General features: G+C 33.6%; 21 protein-coding genes. 16 read left to right on the forward strand and 5 right to left on the reverse strand.

Annotated elements, in window-relative coordinates; genetic code table 11:
• Positions 1-69: 69 nt before the first annotated feature.
• From dapB to D7004_RS15440, 4 genes are read right to left on the reverse strand one after another with little or no spacing between them, the layout of a single operon-like run.
• The gene (gene dapB, locus D7004_RS15425) at positions 70-804 is read right to left on the reverse strand and encodes a 4-hydroxy-tetrahydrodipicolinate reductase (protein WP_123206734.1); all 735 of its coding nucleotides are present in this window, start codon (positions 802-804) and stop codon (positions 70-72) included.
• 22 nt (positions 805-826) lie between these two features.
• Entirely contained in the window at positions 827-1546 is a 720-nt protein-coding gene (locus tag D7004_RS15430) for a DUF5683 domain-containing protein (RefSeq protein ID WP_123206735.1), read from the reverse strand.
• A complete protein-coding gene (locus D7004_RS15435; protein WP_123206736.1) occupies positions 1546-2454 on the reverse strand; it encodes a ParB/RepB/Spo0J family partition protein in 909 nt (302 codons plus the stop codon). Before D7004_RS15435 ends, D7004_RS15430 begins: the two co-directional genes overlap by 1 nt.
• 7 nt (positions 2455-2461) lie before the next feature.
• A complete protein-coding gene (locus tag D7004_RS15440; protein ID WP_123206737.1) occupies positions 2462-3265 on the reverse strand; it encodes a ParA family protein in 804 nt (267 codons plus the stop codon).
• Between the two features lie 181 nt (positions 3266-3446).
• Here D7004_RS15440 and D7004_RS15445 point away from each other — a divergent pair, with 181 nt between their 5' ends.
• Positions 3447-3968 carry an NADPH-dependent FMN reductase gene (locus D7004_RS15445; RefSeq protein ID WP_123206738.1) on the forward strand — a complete coding sequence of 174 codons (522 nt, stop codon included), beginning with the start codon at positions 3447-3449 and terminating at the stop codon, positions 3966-3968.
• An 876-nt stretch (positions 3969-4844) separates the two neighbouring features.
• Here the strand turns inward: D7004_RS15445 and D7004_RS15450 are convergent.
• Positions 4845-5288 (reverse strand): hypothetical protein, encoded by a 444-nt coding sequence (locus tag D7004_RS15450; protein ID WP_123206739.1) that lies wholly within the window; start codon positions 5286-5288, stop codon positions 4845-4847.
• 367 nt (positions 5289-5655) lie between these two features.
• Between D7004_RS15450 and D7004_RS15455 the strand changes: the two genes are divergently transcribed.
• The 15 genes from D7004_RS15455 (at position 5656) to D7004_RS15525 (ending at position 20936) form a co-directional block, all read left to right on the forward strand.
• Positions 5656-6111, forward strand: a complete 456-nt coding sequence (locus D7004_RS15455) for an SLBB domain-containing protein (RefSeq protein ID WP_123206740.1) — start codon at positions 5656-5658, stop codon at positions 6109-6111.
• Positions 6111-8513: a GumC family protein gene (locus D7004_RS15460; RefSeq protein WP_123206741.1), complete on the forward strand. Its 2403-nt coding sequence runs from the start codon at positions 6111-6113 to the stop codon at positions 8511-8513. The genes D7004_RS15455 and D7004_RS15460 overlap by 1 nt, the downstream gene beginning before the upstream one ends.
• Positions 8498-9082: a UpxY family transcription antiterminator gene (locus D7004_RS15465; RefSeq protein WP_244214357.1), complete on the forward strand. Its 585-nt coding sequence runs from the start codon at positions 8498-8500 to the stop codon at positions 9080-9082. Before D7004_RS15460 ends, D7004_RS15465 begins: the two co-directional genes overlap by 16 nt.
• A gap of 168 nt (positions 9083-9250) precedes the next feature.
• Positions 9251-11041, forward strand: coding sequence for an asparagine synthase (glutamine-hydrolyzing) (gene asnB, locus D7004_RS15470; RefSeq protein WP_123206742.1), 1791 nt, complete (start codon positions 9251-9253; stop codon positions 11039-11041).
• Positions 11031-12149, forward strand: a complete 1119-nt coding sequence (locus D7004_RS15475; protein WP_123206743.1) for a glycosyltransferase family 4 protein — start codon at positions 11031-11033, stop codon at positions 12147-12149. The genes asnB and D7004_RS15475 overlap by 11 nt, the downstream gene beginning before the upstream one ends.
• A 3-nt stretch (positions 12150-12152) precedes the next feature.
• Entirely contained in the window at positions 12153-13007 is an 855-nt protein-coding gene (locus D7004_RS15480) for an ABC transporter permease (RefSeq protein ID WP_123206744.1), read from the forward strand.
• A gap of 277 nt (positions 13008-13284) precedes the next feature.
• Positions 13285-13647, forward strand: coding sequence for a four helix bundle protein (locus D7004_RS15485; RefSeq protein WP_123206745.1), 363 nt, complete (start codon positions 13285-13287; stop codon positions 13645-13647).
• Positions 13648-13700: 53 nt separating this feature from the next.
• Complete coding sequence (locus D7004_RS21050; protein WP_244214358.1) at positions 13701-14960, forward strand: ABC transporter ATP-binding protein; 1260 nt, start codon at positions 13701-13703, stop codon at positions 14958-14960.
• Positions 14953-15642 carry an FkbM family methyltransferase gene (locus tag D7004_RS15495; protein WP_148042819.1) on the forward strand — a complete coding sequence of 230 codons (690 nt, stop codon included), beginning with the start codon at positions 14953-14955 and terminating at the stop codon, positions 15640-15642. The genes D7004_RS21050 and D7004_RS15495 overlap by 8 nt, the downstream gene beginning before the upstream one ends.
• Positions 15642-16436: a glycosyltransferase family protein gene (locus D7004_RS15500; protein WP_123206747.1), complete on the forward strand. Its 795-nt coding sequence runs from the start codon at positions 15642-15644 to the stop codon at positions 16434-16436. The genes D7004_RS15495 and D7004_RS15500 overlap by 1 nt, the downstream gene beginning before the upstream one ends.
• Entirely contained in the window at positions 16436-17206 is a 771-nt protein-coding gene (locus tag D7004_RS15505) for a glycosyltransferase family 2 protein (protein WP_123206748.1), read from the forward strand. Before D7004_RS15500 ends, D7004_RS15505 begins: the two co-directional genes overlap by 1 nt.
• Positions 17207-17229: 23 nt before the next feature.
• Complete coding sequence (locus tag D7004_RS15510) at positions 17230-18168, forward strand: glycosyltransferase family protein (RefSeq protein WP_123206749.1); 939 nt, start codon at positions 17230-17232, stop codon at positions 18166-18168.
• A gap of 11 nt (positions 18169-18179) precedes the next feature.
• Positions 18180-18869, forward strand: coding sequence for a glycosyltransferase family 25 protein (locus tag D7004_RS15515; RefSeq protein ID WP_123206750.1), 690 nt, complete (start codon positions 18180-18182; stop codon positions 18867-18869).
• The gene (locus tag D7004_RS15520; RefSeq protein WP_167459513.1) at positions 18856-19800 is read left to right on the forward strand and encodes a glycosyltransferase family 2 protein; all 945 of its coding nucleotides are present in this window, start codon (positions 18856-18858) and stop codon (positions 19798-19800) included. Before D7004_RS15515 ends, D7004_RS15520 begins: the two co-directional genes overlap by 14 nt.
• On the forward strand, positions 19797-20936 hold the full coding sequence (locus tag D7004_RS15525; RefSeq protein ID WP_123206752.1) for a glycosyltransferase: 1140 nt from the start codon (positions 19797-19799) through the stop codon (positions 20934-20936). The genes D7004_RS15520 and D7004_RS15525 overlap by 4 nt, the downstream gene beginning before the upstream one ends.
• Positions 20937-20948: the final 12 nt, after the last annotated feature.

Raw genomic sequence — 20948 nt, forward strand, 5'->3', positions numbered from 1 at the left:
TAATAGATTCCACCGATTTTAGAGCATTCAATCTTTACTCCTTGTTGTTCTATCTTTACCTTCAACCTTCTATTCAAAAATATCTGTAATACTAAAAAAACCTTTTTTATTTTCAAGCCACTCGGCAGCCACAACTGCTCCTAAAGCAAAACCTGCTCTACTGTGTGCTGTATGTTTAATTTCTATTTCATCTACCTCACTACTGTAAATTACGGTATGTGTTCCAGGTATGTTTTCTATTCGGTGCGATTCTATAAGTAGTTGATCGGCTTTAGGGAAAATTTCCACATTTGTACCAACAACCTCATTTAACCATTCCGTTTTTCTATCTAAATTATCTACAATTCCTTCTGCAATGGTAATTGCTGTACCACTTGGTGCGTCCAGCTTTTGCGTATGATGAATTTCTTCTACCTGAACTTCGTAGGCAGGATAATTATTCATCAGCTTTGCCAAAGTTTGGTTTAATTTAAAGAACAAATTTACGCCAATACTGAAATTAGACCCATAAAGTAAAGTATTGTTACTGTTGTTGCATTCGTCTTTAACTTCCTGCAATTTGCCATACCAACCTGTAGTACCCACAACAATTGGTACATTAGCATCGAAACAGGTGTAAATGTTATTTAATACAGAATCAGGCGTACTAAAGTCGATGGCTACATCAGCAGCTTTTAAATTCTGACGAGTTAGTTCGTCCTGATTATCGATAGAAATTTTTAAAACTATTTCATGACCGCGTTCAAGAGCAAATTTCTCTATAATCTGGCCCATTTTGCCGTATCCTAAAAGCGCAATTTTCATCGGGATATTTTGTTTAATTTGGTTAAAATCGTAATGATACTTTTAAAGCAGGCGTTGCATTAAAGCCATACATCGAATTCGGGTTGCTCATTAATGATGGTGTAATTTTCATCGACAAAGAATCATCTATATTAAAATAATTTAAGCGAGCCGCAACATAGGCATCAACAACATTTACAGCATAAACCGCAAAATAAGAGAAAATTACGATTTGACGGTTTCTTTTAAAAATAGCAAGATTATTCAATACGTTAGTATCATCATACCTATCTAACGATTTATTCTCTGTTTGACCTTTATTCAATGCCCTGAATTGTGCCTCTTTTAAAAAAGTCTTGTACCCTTTATCGTTATCAATATATGATAAAGTTAGTAGTGTAAAGCCTGCATAGATAATTCCAACTTTGCTTAAAGTATACGTTTTTTGCCAGAAATGACCTGTTTTTTCACCTTTAGCATTAAGTTTTTCGTTAAGCAATTGGTTGTTGTACAATTGCCCCCAACCCGGAATAATTAACGATTTTAGTACGGCCTTTCTAGCGGCTACTTTACCGGGATTAACATATTTTGCCTTTGTGGTATCGATGGTTTTCTTTGGCGAATCAATTCTAACAACACGTATTGGAGTTGTTTTTATGGTATCAATAGGTTTTAATAGCGTATCCTTTACCTGTGCTGAAGCCAGATGTACAAAGCATAATACAAATAAAGAAAATGAAATTAAGCCCTTGAACTTCAGCATTACCAATCTAATAATTCTAAAATTCTATTTAAATCGTCATCACTTACAAACGGAATTTCTATTGCTCCTTTACCGTTCTGACTAACTTTTAATTTTACTCTTGTTGCAAATTTAGAAGCCAAATCATCTTGCAGTTTCTGGTACTGAAAAGAAGCACCTTTTGGTTTAGGCTTATCATCAATTTTAAATGGCGTGTGTTGCAAATTTCGAACAAGTTCTTCTACCTTACGAACTGAAAGACCTTTATCAATTATTTCCTGGTGGATAAACAACTGCTTATCAACACCATCAACATTAATTAAGGCACGAGCGTGACCCATAGAAATTCGTTGGTCGCGGATGGATGCTTGAATTGCTGGTGGAAGTTTTAACAAACGCAGATAATTGGTAACTGTAGTTCGGTTTTTACCAACACGTTCGCCAAGTTGCTCTTGCTTTAAACCTACTTCATCAATCATTCTTTGGAAACTTAAAGCTACTTCAATTGCATTTAAATTTTCTCGCTGAATATTTTCTATCAACGCCATTTCCAACATTTGTTGGTCGTTAGCGCTACGGATATAAGCAGGAATTTGTGATAATCCAGCTAGTTTTGAAGCCCTGAATCTTCGCTCACCAGAGATTAACTGGTATTTATTTGCACCAATTTTTCTAACGGTAATTGGTTGTATTAATCCTTGAATTTTTATCGAATCGGCAAGTTCATTTAATGCAACCTGGTCGAATTCTGTTCTTGGCTGAAATGGATTGGTTTCAACTTCTGTTAAACTTACATGACTGATGTTACCAATCTGTTCGGTTTCGCTAATATGATTAACATTCTGCTTCGGCGGATGAGAAGAATCGCTATCATCTAAAAGCGCACTTAGCCCTCTTCCTAAACCTGTTTTTCGCTGAAAAGATGTCATTTATGATTTATAAAGTTGCTGTACCAATATTTTCTTCCTCTTTTAACAAGCCGTTTTTCTTAACAATCTCTCGGGCCAGGTTAAGGTAATTGATTGCGCCTTTACAATTTGCATCGTGCATAATTACCGAAACGCCATAACTTGGAGCCTCGCTTAAACGTGTATTTCGTTGAATAATCGTATCAAAAACCAACTCGTGGAAATGTGTTCTTACTTCTTCTACAACCTGATTGGATAAACGCAAGCGCACATCGTACATGGTAAGCAAAATGCCTTCAATTTCTAATTCAGGATTTAAACGGTTTTGAACAATTTTAATTGTATTCAGCAATTTACCCAAGCCTTCTAATGCAAAATATTCGCACTGAACAGGAATTATTACCGAATCGGCAGCCGTTAATGCGTTAATCGTAATCAAACCTAATGATGGAGAACAATCGATGATGATAAAATCATACTGATCTTTAATCTTCTCTAAAACCGCTTTCATTTTATATTCGCGGTTATTTAGGTTTATCATTTCGATTTCTGCCCCTACTAAATCAATATGCGCAGGCAATAAATCTAAATTTGGTGTTTCCGTTTTCTGTATCGCCTGTAACGGGTCGATATCGTTAATGATGCATTCGTAGATACTGTCTTTTATATTCCGTGGGTCAAAACCAATGCCCGAAGTCGAATTTGCCTGAGGATCAGCATCTACCAATAAAGTTTTATATTCTAATACGGCCAAACTTGCAGCCAGGTTTATAGATGAGGTTGTTTTACCAACGCCACCTTTTTGATTTGCTAATGCAATAATTTTACTCATCTATGTATCCGAAGTTTACTTAATGTGCGTTTGAGCTATACAATTGTTGCCAATTAATCGGCAAAAAGTTCTATTTTTGCGTTGTTTACGCCCTTTTTCTCAATCAGCTAAGATACAAACTATATGGTAATTTTAGCAAAAAGGACATTTGGGTTTTAAACATCTTATTAACAATTCATCCATGATTACAATAATAGCCGGAACAAACAGACCCAATAGCAATACGCTAAAAGTGGCTAAATATTACCAGCAACAACTTAATTTAAAAGGAATAGAATCTAACTTGCTTAACTTAGAGCACTTACCTGTTGATGTTTTAAATAGCGATATGTTCGGTAAGCGGACGGAAGCTTTTCAAAAAATTCAGGACTTAATTTCAGCTACTGATAAATTCATTTTCATAATGCCGGAGTATAATGGAAGTTTTCCGGGTGTTTTAAAAGTACTTATTGATGCATGCAATTTCCCCGAAAGTTTTTATGATAAAAAAGCAGCGCTGGTAGGAATTTCATCGGGCAAATATGGTAATATTAGAGGGGTAGATCATTTTACGGGAGTTTGCCATTACATCCATTTGAATGTTTTGCCGCTGCGTTTACACATACCAAATATAAAAACGGAGCTTGATGCGGAAGGCAACTTGATTCAGGAAGATACCATTAAATTTACGAACGAACAGATTGATAAGTTTATAAGATTTTAGGATAGGATTTTATGGTTAAGCTGAGTTCGATTACTTAAATTGATATTTCGCCGTTTTATCTCCGTATTGCTTGTGCGACACGTCTTGCTGAATTCATTTCAGCATCTTTCCTGCTAAAAAGACCCTGAAATAAATTCAGGGTGAGGTTAACTATAAAAAGAGAAGCTTATTAATAATGTGAATGAAAATTAATAATCGAATTCGAGTTTACAATTAGCAAAACTACTGGTCAAAGATCTCTCTGTTCCGCTGCGCTCCAATCGAGATGACGGGAATATACGGCGTCATTTCGAGCGTAGTCGAGAAATCTTTGTAATTAGCCGTAAGTAAAGATTGTAGTTCCGCTATTCCCGAAAAGCAACTCACCTTTGTTAAGTAAACGTGATTGGAATGTAAAGCCCCAATTCTTCATTGGGCTTGCAATGGAAAGCAGGGCTGCAACATCAAAAGGATTACTGAACTAACGTTTTCAAGGAAAAATAAAATTGCCACAGAAACACAGAAGAAGTGTGATTGTAATTTTGAAAATGGCCAGGAATTTTTTGTAGCCTGAATTCGATTCAAACTTGATATTTGCTGTTTCGTCGTCGTGTTGCTTATACGACACGTCATGCTGAATTCATTTCAGCATCTTTCCTGCAAAGAAGACCCTGAAATAAATTCAGGGTGACGTTAACTATAAAAAGAGAAGCTTATTAATATTTTGCTGTTTTATCGCCGTATTGCTTTTGCGACACGTCATGCTGAATTCATTTCAGCATCTTTCCTGCAAAGACGACCCTGAAATAAATTCAGGGTGACGTCAACTAAAAAAAGCAGCCTATTAATAAGTTGAAGGAAAATTAATAATCGAAACCGGCTTGTTAAGCTATCTACCTATAATAGATTTAGCTGCGATTTTCTTGTTCTTCTTATCATGATGAACGCGAAAATTGATGCGATAGAGCCAAAAGCCCAAGAATAATCATCTAAATTGCATTGAACTACAGTGCGATTTGCGATTGTACCATTAAGCGAAGCCCCATTACAACCAGTACCCAAAGCATTATAACCTCCTGGGCAAACTCTACAACTTTGCGGAGTTACTATGCCTACCCACCTAAACTGTGAATTCGAAACACAAGCAGATACACTTGGTTCATTCGGAGTTGGTGAATATACTGGATTGCCCAAAATGTTTGCTAATATTGCTGCAAGAGTAGAATTATCTACAGAAGTATAAACCGTACTATTACTTGCAACCAAGCACCCAGTTTGTGCAAAAGACTTCTGAAACCACAAAGCAAATAAAATCAATAAAACAAGCTTTAAACGCTTCATAGGGCTGAAGTAAATTACCCAAAGTTACCCAAGGTTACAAGCCGTTTAACTGTTCCTTTTGTTCAGTCGTCTTTCTTAGTTTCCACCTTGTTCATTTTCTGAACAACCCCCAAATACTTGGACTATTTTAATGAATAGAGAATATTATTACCCATATTCACAACATGAAATGAAGTACATCAATACCTGCTTCAATTTTCAAGAATGAGCATTGATTAAATTCGTTAACCACTCTTTAAATTAATTTTGATATGATAAAATCTAATAAGATAGCTCATGCTTACGCATGAATCGAAACCCAATTATACCGATTGGCAGTATCAAAAACCAGATGTAGTCATCGAGGGGGCAATTTGCGATGTTATAATTGACTAAAACACCCGAGGGTCCGAAAGGGCCTATTAAACAGCTTGTAGCCGGACTTAAACTGCTTAAAAACCCCATAATCGAACTTAATATCGTCAACCTCAAAGTAACGTTACTCGGTGAGTTTAGCAAACAAGGCAACTTTTTTATCGAGCGAGAAAACACTACACTAATAGATATTATTGGCGAAGCGGGCGGCATAACAAAAACCGCCGACCCAAAAACTTTAAAAATTATTAGGGGTGATAGAAATCATCCGGAGATAATTTATGTAAACCTGTCTGACATAAACAGTTTAGCAAGCAAAAAATTAGTGCTTCAAAACAATGATATCATCATCTTACAACCTACAAAAAGCGCTGCATTAAGTGAAAAATTAACCAGTGTTAATAATGTAATACAACCAATTTTAGTGGTGGTAAATTTAGGAATATTGATACTTAGCTTAACAAGATAATGGACAATAACCTAACTCCAACTCAGCCACAATCTGTTAGCCAGCAAATAGATTTTTATAAAATATTTCGCGTTTTTTTGAGTAGATGGTATTGGGTTGCCGGTATGGTTATCATTGCATTAGTAATCGCCAAAATTTATCTCTGGTATACTCCTCCAATTTATCAAACAAGTGCATCGCTTAAGCTAGAAGATACCAATCCTGCAATAAGTACAGGCGGACCAGCCGCTATGCAGAATTATAACTACACCGATAAAATACAGGCAGAAAGTTTTGTAATTAGAAGCAACGAAGTTATTTTAAATGCAGTTAAAAACATCGATTATAAAATCAGCTATTATATTAAAGGCAGAATCAGAACAACGGAAACATATCCAAATGTTCCTTTTGTAATTGAAATTGTAAAGCAAGACAGTGTAAATTTCAATCGATCCCTTTATCAGGTAGAGGCTGTAAATGAACAAAGTTTCTCTATTAAAAACGCTCTGGAAGATTCAAAAAAAACCTATCGTTATGGAGAAAACATAACTGCTGGCAATATGATTTTCCGTATTCGCGATAAGATTCCGCCAAAAAGCATTTATCAATTTAAATTTAATACAAAGGAAGATTTTATTGGCCGGGCTATGGGTGGTTTAAATATTGGCGAAGCAGCACGTTTTACCAATGTTATGAGCTTAAGCCAAACCGATGGAAACCCACAATTCGCATCAGATATTCTAAATGCCATTATGAAGGAATATGTACTTTATGATGTAATTCAGCGGAGACGGTCGGCCATGCAAACTGTAGAATTTATCGATAACCAACTTGGCTTTATAAATACTGAAACCGGTAAATCAGGAAGCAATTTAGCCAACTTTAAAACTCAGAATAAAATTGTTGATTTATCATCTGCAACTACTATAACCGTGGGTAAACTTAGCGATTTGGAGAAACAAAAATCTGAGCTAAATTTAAAGGCTATAGGCATAAAGCAATTAGAAGAACAGATTAACAACAACAGAAATAAAATTGAAATCGGTATTGATTTAGAAGGCGAATTGAGTAGTAACCTCGGTGGCTTGGTGAGCCAAATAAATGCTTTATTGGCAAGCAGAGAAGTTAAATTGTCGCAATTCAATCCAGAATCTCAACCTGTTTTAGCTATTGATAAGCAAATTGCTGCGGTGAAATCATCTATTAAAAATAACATTCGATTGCTTCGAGAACAAAACGAGCGAACCATTAGATACATTGATAATCAAATTGCAGGCGTAAACCAAAATATAAGCACCATTCCTGCTAAAGAGCAAAATTTTGTAAAGCTTCAGGCCAATTTTGAAGTAAACAATAAAGTTCGCTCCTATTTATCAGAGAAAAAACTTGAAGCCGAAATGAATGCTGCCGCAATTGTTCCTGGCGCTTCAATTGTAAATCCTGCATATCCATCATTCTACCCGATTTCTCCTAACGAAAATAAAACTTACACCACCGCATTAATGGCCGGTTTGGCTAGTGGAATTGGTTTAATCTTGCTCGTTAGGTTCCTAAATCCATACATATATGATAAGGAAATGGTTGAAGGCTTAACAAATACCCCGATTATTGGTGTGATTAGAAAGTTTCCTGATTATATTGATAAAGACAGCCGCCAAGCACTTTCCATTGCCAAACCAAAATCTGTATTTGCAGAATCGGTACGCTCTGTTAGAACCAATTTAAGTTTTCTGGCTAGCCACAAACAAAGTAAAATCATTTGCATAACCTCCGAAATTTCTGGAGAAGGAAAATCATTTGTTACCGTAAATTTAGCTGGTACGCTAGCTTTAATCGAAAAAAAGGTAATATTAATCGCAGCCGATTTGCGCAAATCTAAATTGCATAAGATTTTTGGCAGCGATAACAGTAAAGGACTAAGTTCTATACTTTCCAATCAAGCTACTTTAGAAGATGTTCTTGTTCACGATAAGGTTCATCAAATCGATTTTATTCCATCGGGTCCGGTGCCTCCAAACCCATCTGAGTTGCTACATACCGCTGCAATGAGAGATTTATTAACGCAATTGGAACCTCATTACGATTATATTTTGATAGATACAGCGCCTGTGGGTTTGGTTTCTGATGCGATTCCTTTAATCAGGTCTTCTGATGTAAATCTTTTTGTTATTCGGTCTGGCGTTTCACAGCAACGTGCTGCTGCGATACCGGAAAGATTATCTCGAGAATATGGCTTAAGTAATCTGGCGATTGTATTAAACGCGTTTGGCGACGATGCACTTTATGCTAATTATTACACAACTGATTATGCCCGTGGTGGAGGCAACAGCACCTATTACTATTCTGATTACAGCGGTTATTCGGGCTCGGGATATTACGATGATGAAAATAGAAAATGGTGGATGTTTTGGAAAAAGAAATAGGAAAAATTAATAATAAAGGTGGTGGATGGTATTCGCTTTTAGATATAAAGCTTTTTAAATTAATGATTGATAATAGTTACAAATGGTACCCGGTTTACACACGTTCGAGAGCTGAAAAAAAAGCTTACCAGGAATTAATACGTAAAAACATTACCGCATACATCCCATTAAAAAAGGAATTAAAACAGTGGAGCGATAGAAAGAAAATTGTTGAAGAACCCTTAATTAAATCTTATCTTTTCGTGTATATTTCGGCTAAAGAGCATTCGGAAGTATTAATGACGAATGGCATTGCCAGATTCCTATATTTTTCCGGTCAGATTACATCCATGCCCGAAAAACAAATTGAAAATTTAAAGTTATTGTTGGCTACCGATGCTGAATTGGAGGTATTTGATTATCAAATTAATCCGGGTGAAAAAGTAATTATTAAAGCGGGTCCATTTAAAGATATGGTAGCCGAATTGGTTTCATTTCAAAATAAACAACGCATCATATTACGATTAGATAATATGGGTTTTGCGATACAAATAAATACATCAATGGCATTTGTTGAGCCATTGCATTAATCGTTTTTATCATTTGGTGACGAATTTATATAGAATCATCAAATGATAGAAAAAATATTTTAAGCTCCAATCAGTACGTTTTTAAATTAAAAATGTGACTGAAAGGGCGAAGCTGTGCAAAATGGCAAGCATTATGACCGCCCAAATTAACATCGTCAAAACCAATAAATGTGTCGCATAGCCGGGATTATCGCTAAAAACAAAAGTTCGGTACAACTCGAAAATGATGTTAAAGCGATGTGCAATGTTATGAAACATGGCGGACCAGATGATGAAGGATTTTACTCAAATGATTCGAGAACGCTTCACTTTGGTCACAGGCGACTTTCGATTATAGATTTGAGCCAAAATGGGCATCAACCAATGTTTTATGACGAAGGAAATTTGGTGATAACTTTTAATGGTGAGATTTATAATTATCAGGAATTGAAGGACGAATTGACCTCATTAAATTTTAAATTTCGAACAAAAAGCGACACCGAAGTTATTTTGGCAGCTTACCAAGCTTGGGGAATTACAAGTTTTGAAAAACTAAGTGGAATGTTTGCTTTTGCACTGTATGATAAGCGAAAAGAATTGAATTACCTTGTTAGAGATAAATCGGGTATAAAACCCTTGTACTACTCCACTACAATAGAAAATCTGGTTTTTGCTTCCGAGGTTAAAGCATTTAAAAGCACATCATATTCTTACGAAGAAAACCCAAATTGGAAAGTATATTTCTTAGCCTTTGGACATTTGCCCGAACCTGTTACAACGCTCAAAAATGTTTATGCATTGCCAAAAGGCAGTTATTTAAAATATGATTTGCAGACAAATATCTTTGAGATAAAGACTTTGAATTACAAAAAAACCAGTCATAAAACTACTTCTTCAAAAGAAGCTGTAGAAAAGATAAGAGAATTGGTACAAAAATCAATTAAAAACCATTTAATTTCTGATGCTCCGATTGGCGTATTTCTAAGCGGAGGAATTGATAGCAGTATAATTAGTCTGGTTGCAGCTAAACATCAAGATATATCTCTAAATACACTTTCGATAAATTTCGATGATGAAAAATTTTCAGAGAAACAGTATCAGGATTTAATTACCGCTAAAGTAAAAGGAAATCATTCTGAATATACCATCAATCAAGAACTTTTTGAGCAGCATTTTCCTATAGCTTTGCAAGCAATGGATCAGCCCACAACTGACGGCATTAATTCATGGTTTATCAATTATTTCGCGAAAGAAAATGGATTAAAGGCTGTTTTATCAGGTATCGGTGCCGATGAACTTTTCGGTGGCTATCCATCCTCCAAGCGTATGAAATTTGTTAATGCTTTATCAACATTACCCAAATTTCTACTTAAATCTGGGAAATACTTTAACAGTTCGGCTTTAAAAAGAAGTTACTACTTGAGTTATAAAAACGGCCTAGGAAAATATTTGTTTTTAAGAGGGCTTTTTGCGCCACAAGAAATTGCTCAGTTATTAAATTTATCTATAAACCAAGTAAATGAAATTTTAAACAGCATCAAGGTAAATATTCCGAATTATTTAAAAGATGAAGAACAAGCGGCTTGGCTCGAAACCAATCTTTACATGCAAAACCAGCTACTGAAAGATACCGATTTTATGAGCATGCAACATGGTGTCGAAGTTCGGTTACCTTTTCTTGATGAAGAACTAATTGCCGCGGTTACTTTGATACAAAATAAAATAAAATATAAAGGTGTACGCTCAAAAAGCCTTTTAATAGATGCTTTTAAAGATTTATTACCAGAAAAAATTTGGAATAGAAATAAAATGGGTTTCACGTTTCCGTTTCAAAATTGGTTAAAGCATAACCAGTTTTTTTTAAGTGGAGTAAGTGCCTCCAACAATCCATACATTGAAAAGGCCACAAAGGATTTTAAAAACGATAAAATGCATTGGGCTAAAATGATGGCTATTTACCAGGTGACTAATGCAAAATAAAAGAATACTTTTTCTTACCCTATATACTTTCAGTTTAACAGGCGGTATAGAAAAAGTTTGCAGAGCGTTGATTAAAGTTTTTAGTGAATTAGTTGCACAAAAAGCGGACGATAACCTGAAGTTTAGAGCACTCTCTATGCATGACAATGATGTTGATTTAAGATATATAGACCAACAAAATTATCAATATTTTCAGGGCAATAAATTCAATTTTGGATTGAAGGCCATTACTGAAAGCTTAAAATCTGATACCGTAATTATTAGCCACATTAATCTCTTAGTATTTGGCTGGGCAATAAAAAAGTTAAAGCCTAAAATTAAAATAATACTATTGGCGCACGGCATCGAAGTTTGGAAGCGCTTAGCAAGCTGGAAAACTTCTTTCTTAAATCAGCATGGAATTAAAATTTGGGCAGTTAGCAACTATACGGCACAGCAGCTGAGTAGCACAAATGGCATTTCGTTAAATCAAATTGAAGTCTTAAATAATTGTTTAGATCCATTCTTTGATATCCCGAAAAAATTCGAAAGGCCTGCTCACCTCCTGAAGTTTTATAATCTAAATCAAAATCAGCCAATTTTATTAAGTGTTTGCAGGTTATCATCGACTGAGCAATACAAAGGTTACGATAAAGTAATTGTTGCAATAAAATTGTTAGTTGATAAGTTCCCTGATATAAAATTTATTCTGGTGGGTAGCGGCGATGAAATAGAAATTATAAGAGTACAACAACTGATTAAAAAATCTGGCGTTGAAAGGCATGTAACCATCGCTGGATATGTTTCTAGTGAGGAACTTACAAATCATTTTCTACTCGCTGATGTACTGGTGATGCCAAGCACTGGCGAAGGATTTGGAATAACTTTTATTGAAGCTGCAGCATGTGGTTGTCAATCTATTGCAGGAAATGCGGATGGAAGCACAGATGCTCTATTGAATGGGAAACTTGGAACGCTTATAAACCCTGATTCCATTTCGGAATTAACCAATGCGATAGCGCTTGCTGTTCTTCAAAAAACCAAAAATTATTCAAAAATTCAAGAGTGCTGCATAGAACATTTCAGCTTTGAACAGTATAAAAATAAGGTTTATAATTTACTTAAATAAAGGATGAACCACCACAACCACAGCTGGACAATTGAATCTAAATCATCTCTTTTTGATTTAAAACTTAATGAGGTTTGGGCTTACAGAGATTTGTTATGGCTTTTGGTTCGTCGAGATTTTGTATCATTCTATAAACAAACCATACTTGGTCCGCTTTGGTTCTTTATCCAGCCAATTTTTACAACCATCATTTTTACATTCATATTTGGAAATTTGGCAGGCATTTCTACCGATGGATTACCTAAACCCTTATTTTACCTAGCAGGTATTACAGCCTGGAATTATTTTGCCGATTGCCTTACAAAAACATCAACTGTTTTTAGAGATAACGCAGCCATTTTTGGTAAAGTTTATTTCCCCAGGTTAATAATGCCTTTAAGTATTGTAATAAGCTGCTTAGTACGTTTTGGGATTCAAATGATTTTGTTTGTATTGGCATTATCTTACTATTATTTTACTGGCGCATCCTTTCAAGTTACCTGGGCAATTGCTTTGTTTCCATTACTTATTTTACTTATGGCATTATTAGGTTTAGGCAGCGGAATGATTATTTCTGCAATGACCACCAAATACCGTGATTTAGCATTTTTAGTAACTTTTGGCGTACAGCTTTTGATGTATGCCACAACTGTTATTTACCCACTTTCGGAAGCCATAAATAAATACCCAAAATATGCCTGGATTATTGAATACAACCCAATGACACCGATTATTGAAACATTTCGTTATGGCTTTTTAGGCGAAGGAAGTTTTAGCTGGGTAAGTTTAGCTTATGCTTCTGGCGTTGTATTGATACTTTTAGTTTTTGGTATTGTAATTTTTAATAAGGTAGAGCGAAATTTTGTGGATACGGTTTGAAGGGGATAAGGCTGAGGTTGAGGCTAAGATCGAGACCAAGGCTGAGGTTGAAACAAGGCTGAGGTTAATGTCGAGGATGAGATTAAGATCCAGGTTAAGGTGAGACCAAGGCTGAGGTTGAAACAAGGATTAAAAAGAGTTATCTAAACAATTAATATTTAAAAATATATTCTCGGTATTTTAATTCTAAGTCTTAACCTCAATCTCAGCCTCGATATTAACTTAACCTCAACCTTATCCTTAACCTTATTCTTAACCTTAGTCTTAACCTCAACAAATGTACTACGATTTTACCGAGATGCCTGTCTGGAAATTAGCCATGAGTTATTCAGTTAAAATTTTTGAATTAACCATTGATTTGCCGAAAAAAGAAGATTATGCATTAACATCTCAGATACGAAGATCTTCAGTTTCGGTATCAGATAATTTAGCTGAAGGTTTTGGTAGAGAAACAGCCTTAGATAAAAAGAGATTCTATGTTATCTCCAGAGGGTCGTTGCTTGAGTCAAGAAACCAATTAATATATGGACAAAATGTTCTTTATTTTAAGGCTGAAGAGGTGAGTGAATTGATTAAACTAAACGAACAAATCCATTTAGAATTAAATAAATTAATAAAAACCTTAAGACCTAAATTTTAATCAAGTTCTCAGCCTCAATATCAGTCTTAGCCTCAACCTCAACCTCAACCTCAATGCCCACCGCTATAAAAGTAGAAAACCTAAGTAAAGCCTATCAATTGGGACAGATTGGAACTGGAACAATTAGTCGCGATTTGGAAAGATGGTATGCTAACATTCGTGGCAAGGAAGATCCATTTTTAAAAGTTGGAGAATCGAATAACCAAAATACCAAGAGTGAAAGCAATATCGTTTGGAGTTTGAAAGACATTAATTTTGAAATTGAACAAGGTGATGCTGTTGGAATTATAGGTAGAAATGGTGCAGGTAAAAGCACACTACTAAAAATTTTAAGCCGGGTAACCGCCCCTACCACCGGAAAAATATCTGGCAGAGGCAGAATAGCAAGTCTTCTAGAAGTAGGAACCGGCTTTCATCCAGAATTATCAGGTAGAGAAAATATTTTTTTGAATGGTGCAATTCTAGGTATGCGCAAAAAAGAAATCCAACGAAAACTAGAGGAGATTGTAAATTTTGCAGGCATAGAACGTTATCTAGATACGCCTGTAAAACGATATTCGTCAGGGATGTATGTTCGCTTGGCCTTTGCCGTTGCAGCACATTTAGAAAGTGAGATTTTAATTGTAGATGAAGTTTTAGCCGTTGGCGATGCCGAATTTCAAAAGAAATGCTTGGGTAAAATGAGCGATGTAAGCAAAGGCGAAGGCAGAACGGTTTTGTTTGTGAGCCATAATATGGATGCTATATTGAAATTGTGCGGCACTGGAATTTTATTGCATAATGGAAATATATTGAGCAAAGGAAATATAGCTAATGTTTGCGACCAATACATGACACAAGGTATTGCAAGATTTATCACGCATAAAGTAACTAAGTACGTTTTAAGTGGTGAGCTATATTTAAATTATTTCTCGGTTAACAAAAGCATTTATAGTCAATTTGAAGACATTGAGTTCGAATTAGAACTCGAATCAAGCAGTAGAAATAAATTTGACTGTATAGCAATAATTATTTATGATGAGCAAGAAAGCAGAGTTTCAGTTTTAGATCTAAGAACAAATCAATTGCTAGAAGAATCAAAAATATCTCAGAAAATTAGGATCAATGGAACATGCAATTCAATTGGCCTATTACCCGGATTTTATAAAATGGGCCTAGCGCTTGGATCTGAAATTTGTACCGGAGATTATCTCGATATTGTTGGGTTTGAAGTAAAGAAAAACAGTAAATCCAACCCATCATTTATTGAATTTCCAAAAAACGTAATTGGAAATTTAGCTATTGATTTCAATTTTAAAACAGTTTATGCATAAACAGTATTATAGTCAATCAGGTCAGGATGAATATCTGAATAAGAAAATTTTCAAAAATAAAACCAAGGGCTTTTTTTTAGATATTGGGGCTAATGATGGTGTAACATTTAGTAACACTTATTTTTTTGAAAAAAACTTGGATTGGGAAGGAATATGTATTGAACCTTTAAACTATAGTTTTGAGAAATTAGCATTAAACAGAAAATCTCTAAATATACTTGGCTGTGTAGCGGATTTTAGTGGAGAAGGTGTGTTTTATGAAATAACAGGTTATGCAGAAATGTTAAGCGGATTAAAATCAAAATATGATGCCCGTCATTTAAAAAGAATTAAGAACGAACTTGAAGAGCATGGAGGCACGTTAAAGGAGATAAATGTGCAATGTTGTATTTTAAATGAAGTTTTAGAAAATAATTCTGTTAAGAAAGTTGACTACCTAAGTATTGATATTGAAGGAGGAGAACTAGATGTTTTAAAAACAATTGATTTTAGTAACGTTGATATCCATGCAATTTCTGTTGAAAATAACTACAACGATTTAGGTATTTATGAGCTTATGAAAAAAAAGGGATTTAAAAAAGTTAAAAACCTGGGTGGTGACGAAATCTATATAAAAAAAAGGTCAGGACTTTTTAGAAAAATAAGAGATTTCATGTTTTTCAATTTTGGCTTCGCGTATTAATGTCAAAACTTCCTATATCTGCAATTGTAGTTGGTTTAAATGAAGCCAATTTATTAAAAAATTCTATTTCTAAACTTAATTTTTGTGATGAAATAATATATTTTGATTTAGGATCAAGTGATAACTCTATTCAAATCGCTGTTGAAAACAATGCAACTGTAATCAGTCATGAAAAAGTTCCAGGTTGTGAATGGATTCATGCCAAGTATTACCAATCTACTAAACATAAATGGGTGTTAATTTCTGACCCTGACGAGGTTTTAAGTAATGATTTAATTTTGGAGCTAAAAGGACTATATTCAAATGGACTATTAGAGATAGAAGACATTGGATGTATTACAGTGCCAATAATCTATCACTTTAAGGGAAAGCCGTTAAATGGAACCATTTGGGGAGGTGTAAAATCTAGAGTCTTGCTTATCCATAAAGAGCGTTTTGATTTTAAGCCGATTGTTCATTTAGGTAGAAACCTAAAAATTGGTTACAAAACAATTGATATTGCTTTTAGTGGCAAAAATAATATAGAGCATTATTGGATGATTGGGTATCGAAAATTATTAGAAAAGCATTTGAGATACTTAAAAAATGAAGGTGAGGCTAGATATTTAAAAGGAGATAGAATGAATATTGTTCGAATCTTATTGATGCCTTTGAGAGCTTTCCGCTCATGTTTCATATTCTTAAAGGGTTACAAAGATGGCATCTTAGGCTTGTTTTTATCTCTGTTCTGGGCTTGGTATGAAACAACAGCATCTGTAAAATTATATAAATATCAACTAAGCAAAAAAGATTGATGGAAATAAGAATATCTATCATAACCATTAATTTAAACAATAAAATAGGACTAGAAAAAACTATCCAATCGGTAATTAATCAATCATATAGCCATATCGAATATATCATAATTGATGGTAATAGTACTGATGGATCGCAAGAATTATTATCTAATCCAAAAATATTTAAAGCGATTTCGGAAGATGATTCAGGAATTTATAATGCAATGAATAAGGGAATACAATTAGCAAGCGGTGAATATTGCCTATTTCTAAATTCTGGAGATTTTCTAGTAGATATGAACGTTATTGAAAAGGTGTCACGGATTATCACTGAAAGAAATAGCCAAGATGATATTATTTATGGAGATCTTAAAATTTCAACCTTTGATAGAATTTACCCTGATAATATTTCTTTAAACTATTTGCTTGATGATTCCCTACCACATCCATCATCATTTATTAGAAGAACATTATTTAACATCAATTCTTTGAATGTCTATCGTGAGAATTATAAAATTGTTTCGGACTGGATATTCTTTTTTGATGCTTTCATTCGTCAGTATAAATTTCGGCATTTAAATTTATTTATCTCAGTTTATGAAGGTTCCGGCATTTCAGACACTAATAAAAATTTAGAAAGCATAGAAAGAGATAAGGCTATGAAAGATTTATATTCAAACTTTTCCAGCGATTTTGAAGATTTATTATTACTAAAAAAATATAGAAGACTTCCTTTATATCGAAATTTAAGAAGATTAAAGTTAATATTAAATAAATTCAATTTCTGATAACACATCAAAATTAAGTATTAGTGGATAAAGCTGTTGTTACTTTTGCCATTGGAAAAGCATATCAAGAATATGCCTTAACGTTAGCATATTCTTTTTTGTTATTTAATGGCAAAAATGATATCCATTTTTATATTATAACTGATGAAACTATTCTTATACCTCAGAAACTTTCGGAAAAAATCCATTTTGTAAAACTCAATTCCTTACTAAAAAATAAAGAAGTTCTATTAAATAAAATTTTCGTATTAGATTATATAGAAGCTGAGAAGATATTATTGGTTGATGCAGACAGCTTTGTATTTGGTGATTTACTTCCTTTATTTTATAAATATAGAAATAACGACATTCTAATTTGGGGAGAAAAGATATCCAATAAGGATGGATGGAGAGGCAATTTGCAACATATTCTTGAATCGAATAGTTTAGATTTTATATATAGAATAAATGGAGGATTGTATTATTTCAAAAAAAGTGTCTTGAGCAATTTATTTTTTAATGTTTGTAAAGATTTGATTAATGATTACGATAACTTAGGTCTACCAACAGTTTACAATGATTTAAAAGATGATGAAATAATATTTTCTTTAGCATGTTCCAAAATGAACATCGAAATTATAAATTATGATAGTCGGATTAAGGCGGAAACAATGTATTATGCTAGACGTTCAATAAATCTCTTCATTGGAAAGTGCAAACTCTATTATAACAATTACGAAAGAACTACATCAAATCAATTACTACAAAGAAAAGCCTTTCCTGTAATAGTTTGCTTTGATAGATCTTCAGTAGGTGATTTTGATTATAAACTAAATTCAATCTTTTTAAGACAATACATTAATCGTAATCTATTGATTAAGATTACAATAATATTAATAACTAGTACATTATTGAACACATACTATATCGTAAAGAATTTTAGAAAATCCATTTCAAACATAAAACACACCTATCTATTTTAACGATCGGAAGAATGCTATCAGACTTTGACCAAATTTATTTGATAAATCTTAAACGGAGACCGGATAGATTAAGCCAGTGGTTTTTAGATAATGGTCATCTCTCTAAAAATTTAAAAAATTTTCAGATTTTTGATGCTATTGACGGCAAAAATGCTGACCTGACAGACTGGCGATTTGGAGCAGGTGCTTACGGTTGTATGATGAGTCATTTAGGTGTTCTGGAGGATGCTAAAAAAAATAATTATCAAACAATATTAGTTCTTGAAGATGATTTTATTTTTAATACAAATTTTGAAACAGAATTTTTGCTTGGAATGCAAGAATTGCCTTCAAATTGGCATATGCTTTATTTGTTTTCTACTGACTTTTCAGAATCGTCTAGATATAGCTCTGCTTTAAATAAATGTTGCTCAACATTATCTACAGTTGCCTATTGCGTCAATTCAGATATTTTTGATTTGTTGATTAGTGCACTTCAAATAAAGGCTAGAGAGGTTGATGTAGTTTATGCACATTTGCATTTTTTGATAAATGCATATAAATTTCGTACAAACATTTGTGCAATCTTTGATGGCTTTTCAGATGTAGAAGATAGAGAGGTCAAGAGTAATCCAAAGCCAAATAGACCATTACATAAAATAGTATTAAGCAAACTTTTAAAACAAATAAAAAGCATAACAAAATATATTGCAACAAAATAGTAAACCTTTGATTTCCATCATTATTCCAGCATACAACGCTGAGCAAACTATAATTCAAACACTAGATTCTGTGTACAACTCAACCTATACTGAATTTGAAGTAATTGTGATTAATGACGGTTCAACAGATGATACTTTATTGCTATTAGAACAATATCCAAAACCAATTAAAATTTATTCTACTGAAAATAAAGGCGTTAGTAATGCAAGAAATTTAGGCTTTGAAAAATCAATTGGAGATTACATTCAGTATTTAGATGCTGATGATTTATTGCTACCAGATAAGCTTAATGTTCAGGTAAAAGCTTTGAAAGAAAATAATGCAGGTGTAGCTTATGGAGACTGGCAAAAATTTGAGATTGAAAAGAATGAAACTTTCATTACAGAAACCATAACCCGCAAAATTGAAGGCGACTTAGAAATTGCCATCTTTACTGATTTTTGGTGCCCACCTGCGGCGATTTTATATTCAAGAGATGTTTGTAAAAAATTGAGATGGAATGAAACTTTGCCAATTATACAAGATGCCAGATATTTTTTAGATGCTGCGATGATGAAGAATACTTTTGTATATACGCCAGGCGTAATGGCTTTGTATCGAACGGCTCAGTATAATTCCTTATCTAAAAAAAACGATTTTCTATTTCTATCTGATATTTATGAAAACACAAAAGACTTATATCAAATATGGAAAGGCGATTTTGCACAGAAACCAGAGAAGAGGATCGCCATCATAAAGTCTTTAAGGCACTGCATTAATAGATTAAGTATAGTAAACAAAAATTTAGCGAGTGAAGCAATAGAATTATTGCTTTCAATAGACCCAACTTATATCCCCAAAGAGAAGGGATTATTAAGATCTTTTTCAAAAATTATAGGCTATAAAAATGCCGAAAATTTAGCTGCTTGGAAAAGAAAATACAAAGGATGAAAATAGCACTCGTAACAGCATATTTTTATCCAAAAAGTACTGGCGGAACTGAGAAGTACGTTCTGAATTTAGCTAAACGCTTCATATCAGAGCTTAATGAAGTTCATGTTATAACAGTTGGCATTTCTGAAACTAATTTTTATGAATGCATTAAAGTTCACTATGTTGCTGATGAACTATCTAATGATAATGACATCATATCAGGTAAAAAACCATCCAATAATTTAGAGGAGTTTAGAAAACTATTGGAAGATAATAGGTATGATCTGGTTCATTTTCATACATTAACACCAGCCTTTAATATTTATCACATACAAGCTGCCAAAGAATTAAATTCAGCAATCCATTTCACAGCGCACGTGCCGGATATAACTTGTTTACATGGCGATTTAATGAAATTCGGTAAGGAACCTTGTGATGGAGCAATCATAACCAAAAGATGTTTAGCTTGCTATATAAGTAAAAAAGGAATAAACGAAACATTGAGTAAATGCATTGCTGAAACGGCCATTGCTGTTGGCTTTCCTAAGCAGTTAGTTTCAGCCATTGATACAAAAAAGCGAATATTAGCCACGCTCAATAAATTATGTGATAAAATATTTCTATTTACAAATTGGCAAAAAGAGATTTTTCTCATGAATGGTTTCGATTTTTATAAGTTACATCTAACAAGCCAGTTATTTGATAAAGAATTAATTCCTCAAAAACAAAGCAAAAAAGCAATAAAGAACATAGCTTTTGTCGGTAGAATCAGCTACGAAAAAGGATTACATATTCTAATTGATGTTTTCAATTTAGCCAATAGGAAAGATTTAAAGTTACATATTGCAGGTATAGTTAATGATATAAAATACTATGATGAACTCAAAAAAATATCGTCTAAAAACTCAAATATATACTGGGATATAAATCTATCAGCAGCTCAAATTGACCAGTTCTATAAACAAATAGATTTGTTAGTTATTCCTTCGATTACATACGAAACTGGTCCATTCGTTTTATATGAAGCTTTGGAAAGAAGTATTCCTGTTTTAGCAAACGAACTCGGAGACATGAAACTTTGGAAAGAAAAAGGATTTGAGATAGGGCTTTATAACAGAAAATTAGAATTAGAGAAAATATTAAATGAATTATAATGATTATTAAAT

It is taken from the genome of Pedobacter jejuensis (genome assembly GCF_003725795.1).
Taxonomy (GTDB): Bacteria; Bacteroidota; Bacteroidia; order Sphingobacteriales; family Sphingobacteriaceae; genus Pedobacter; species Pedobacter jejuensis.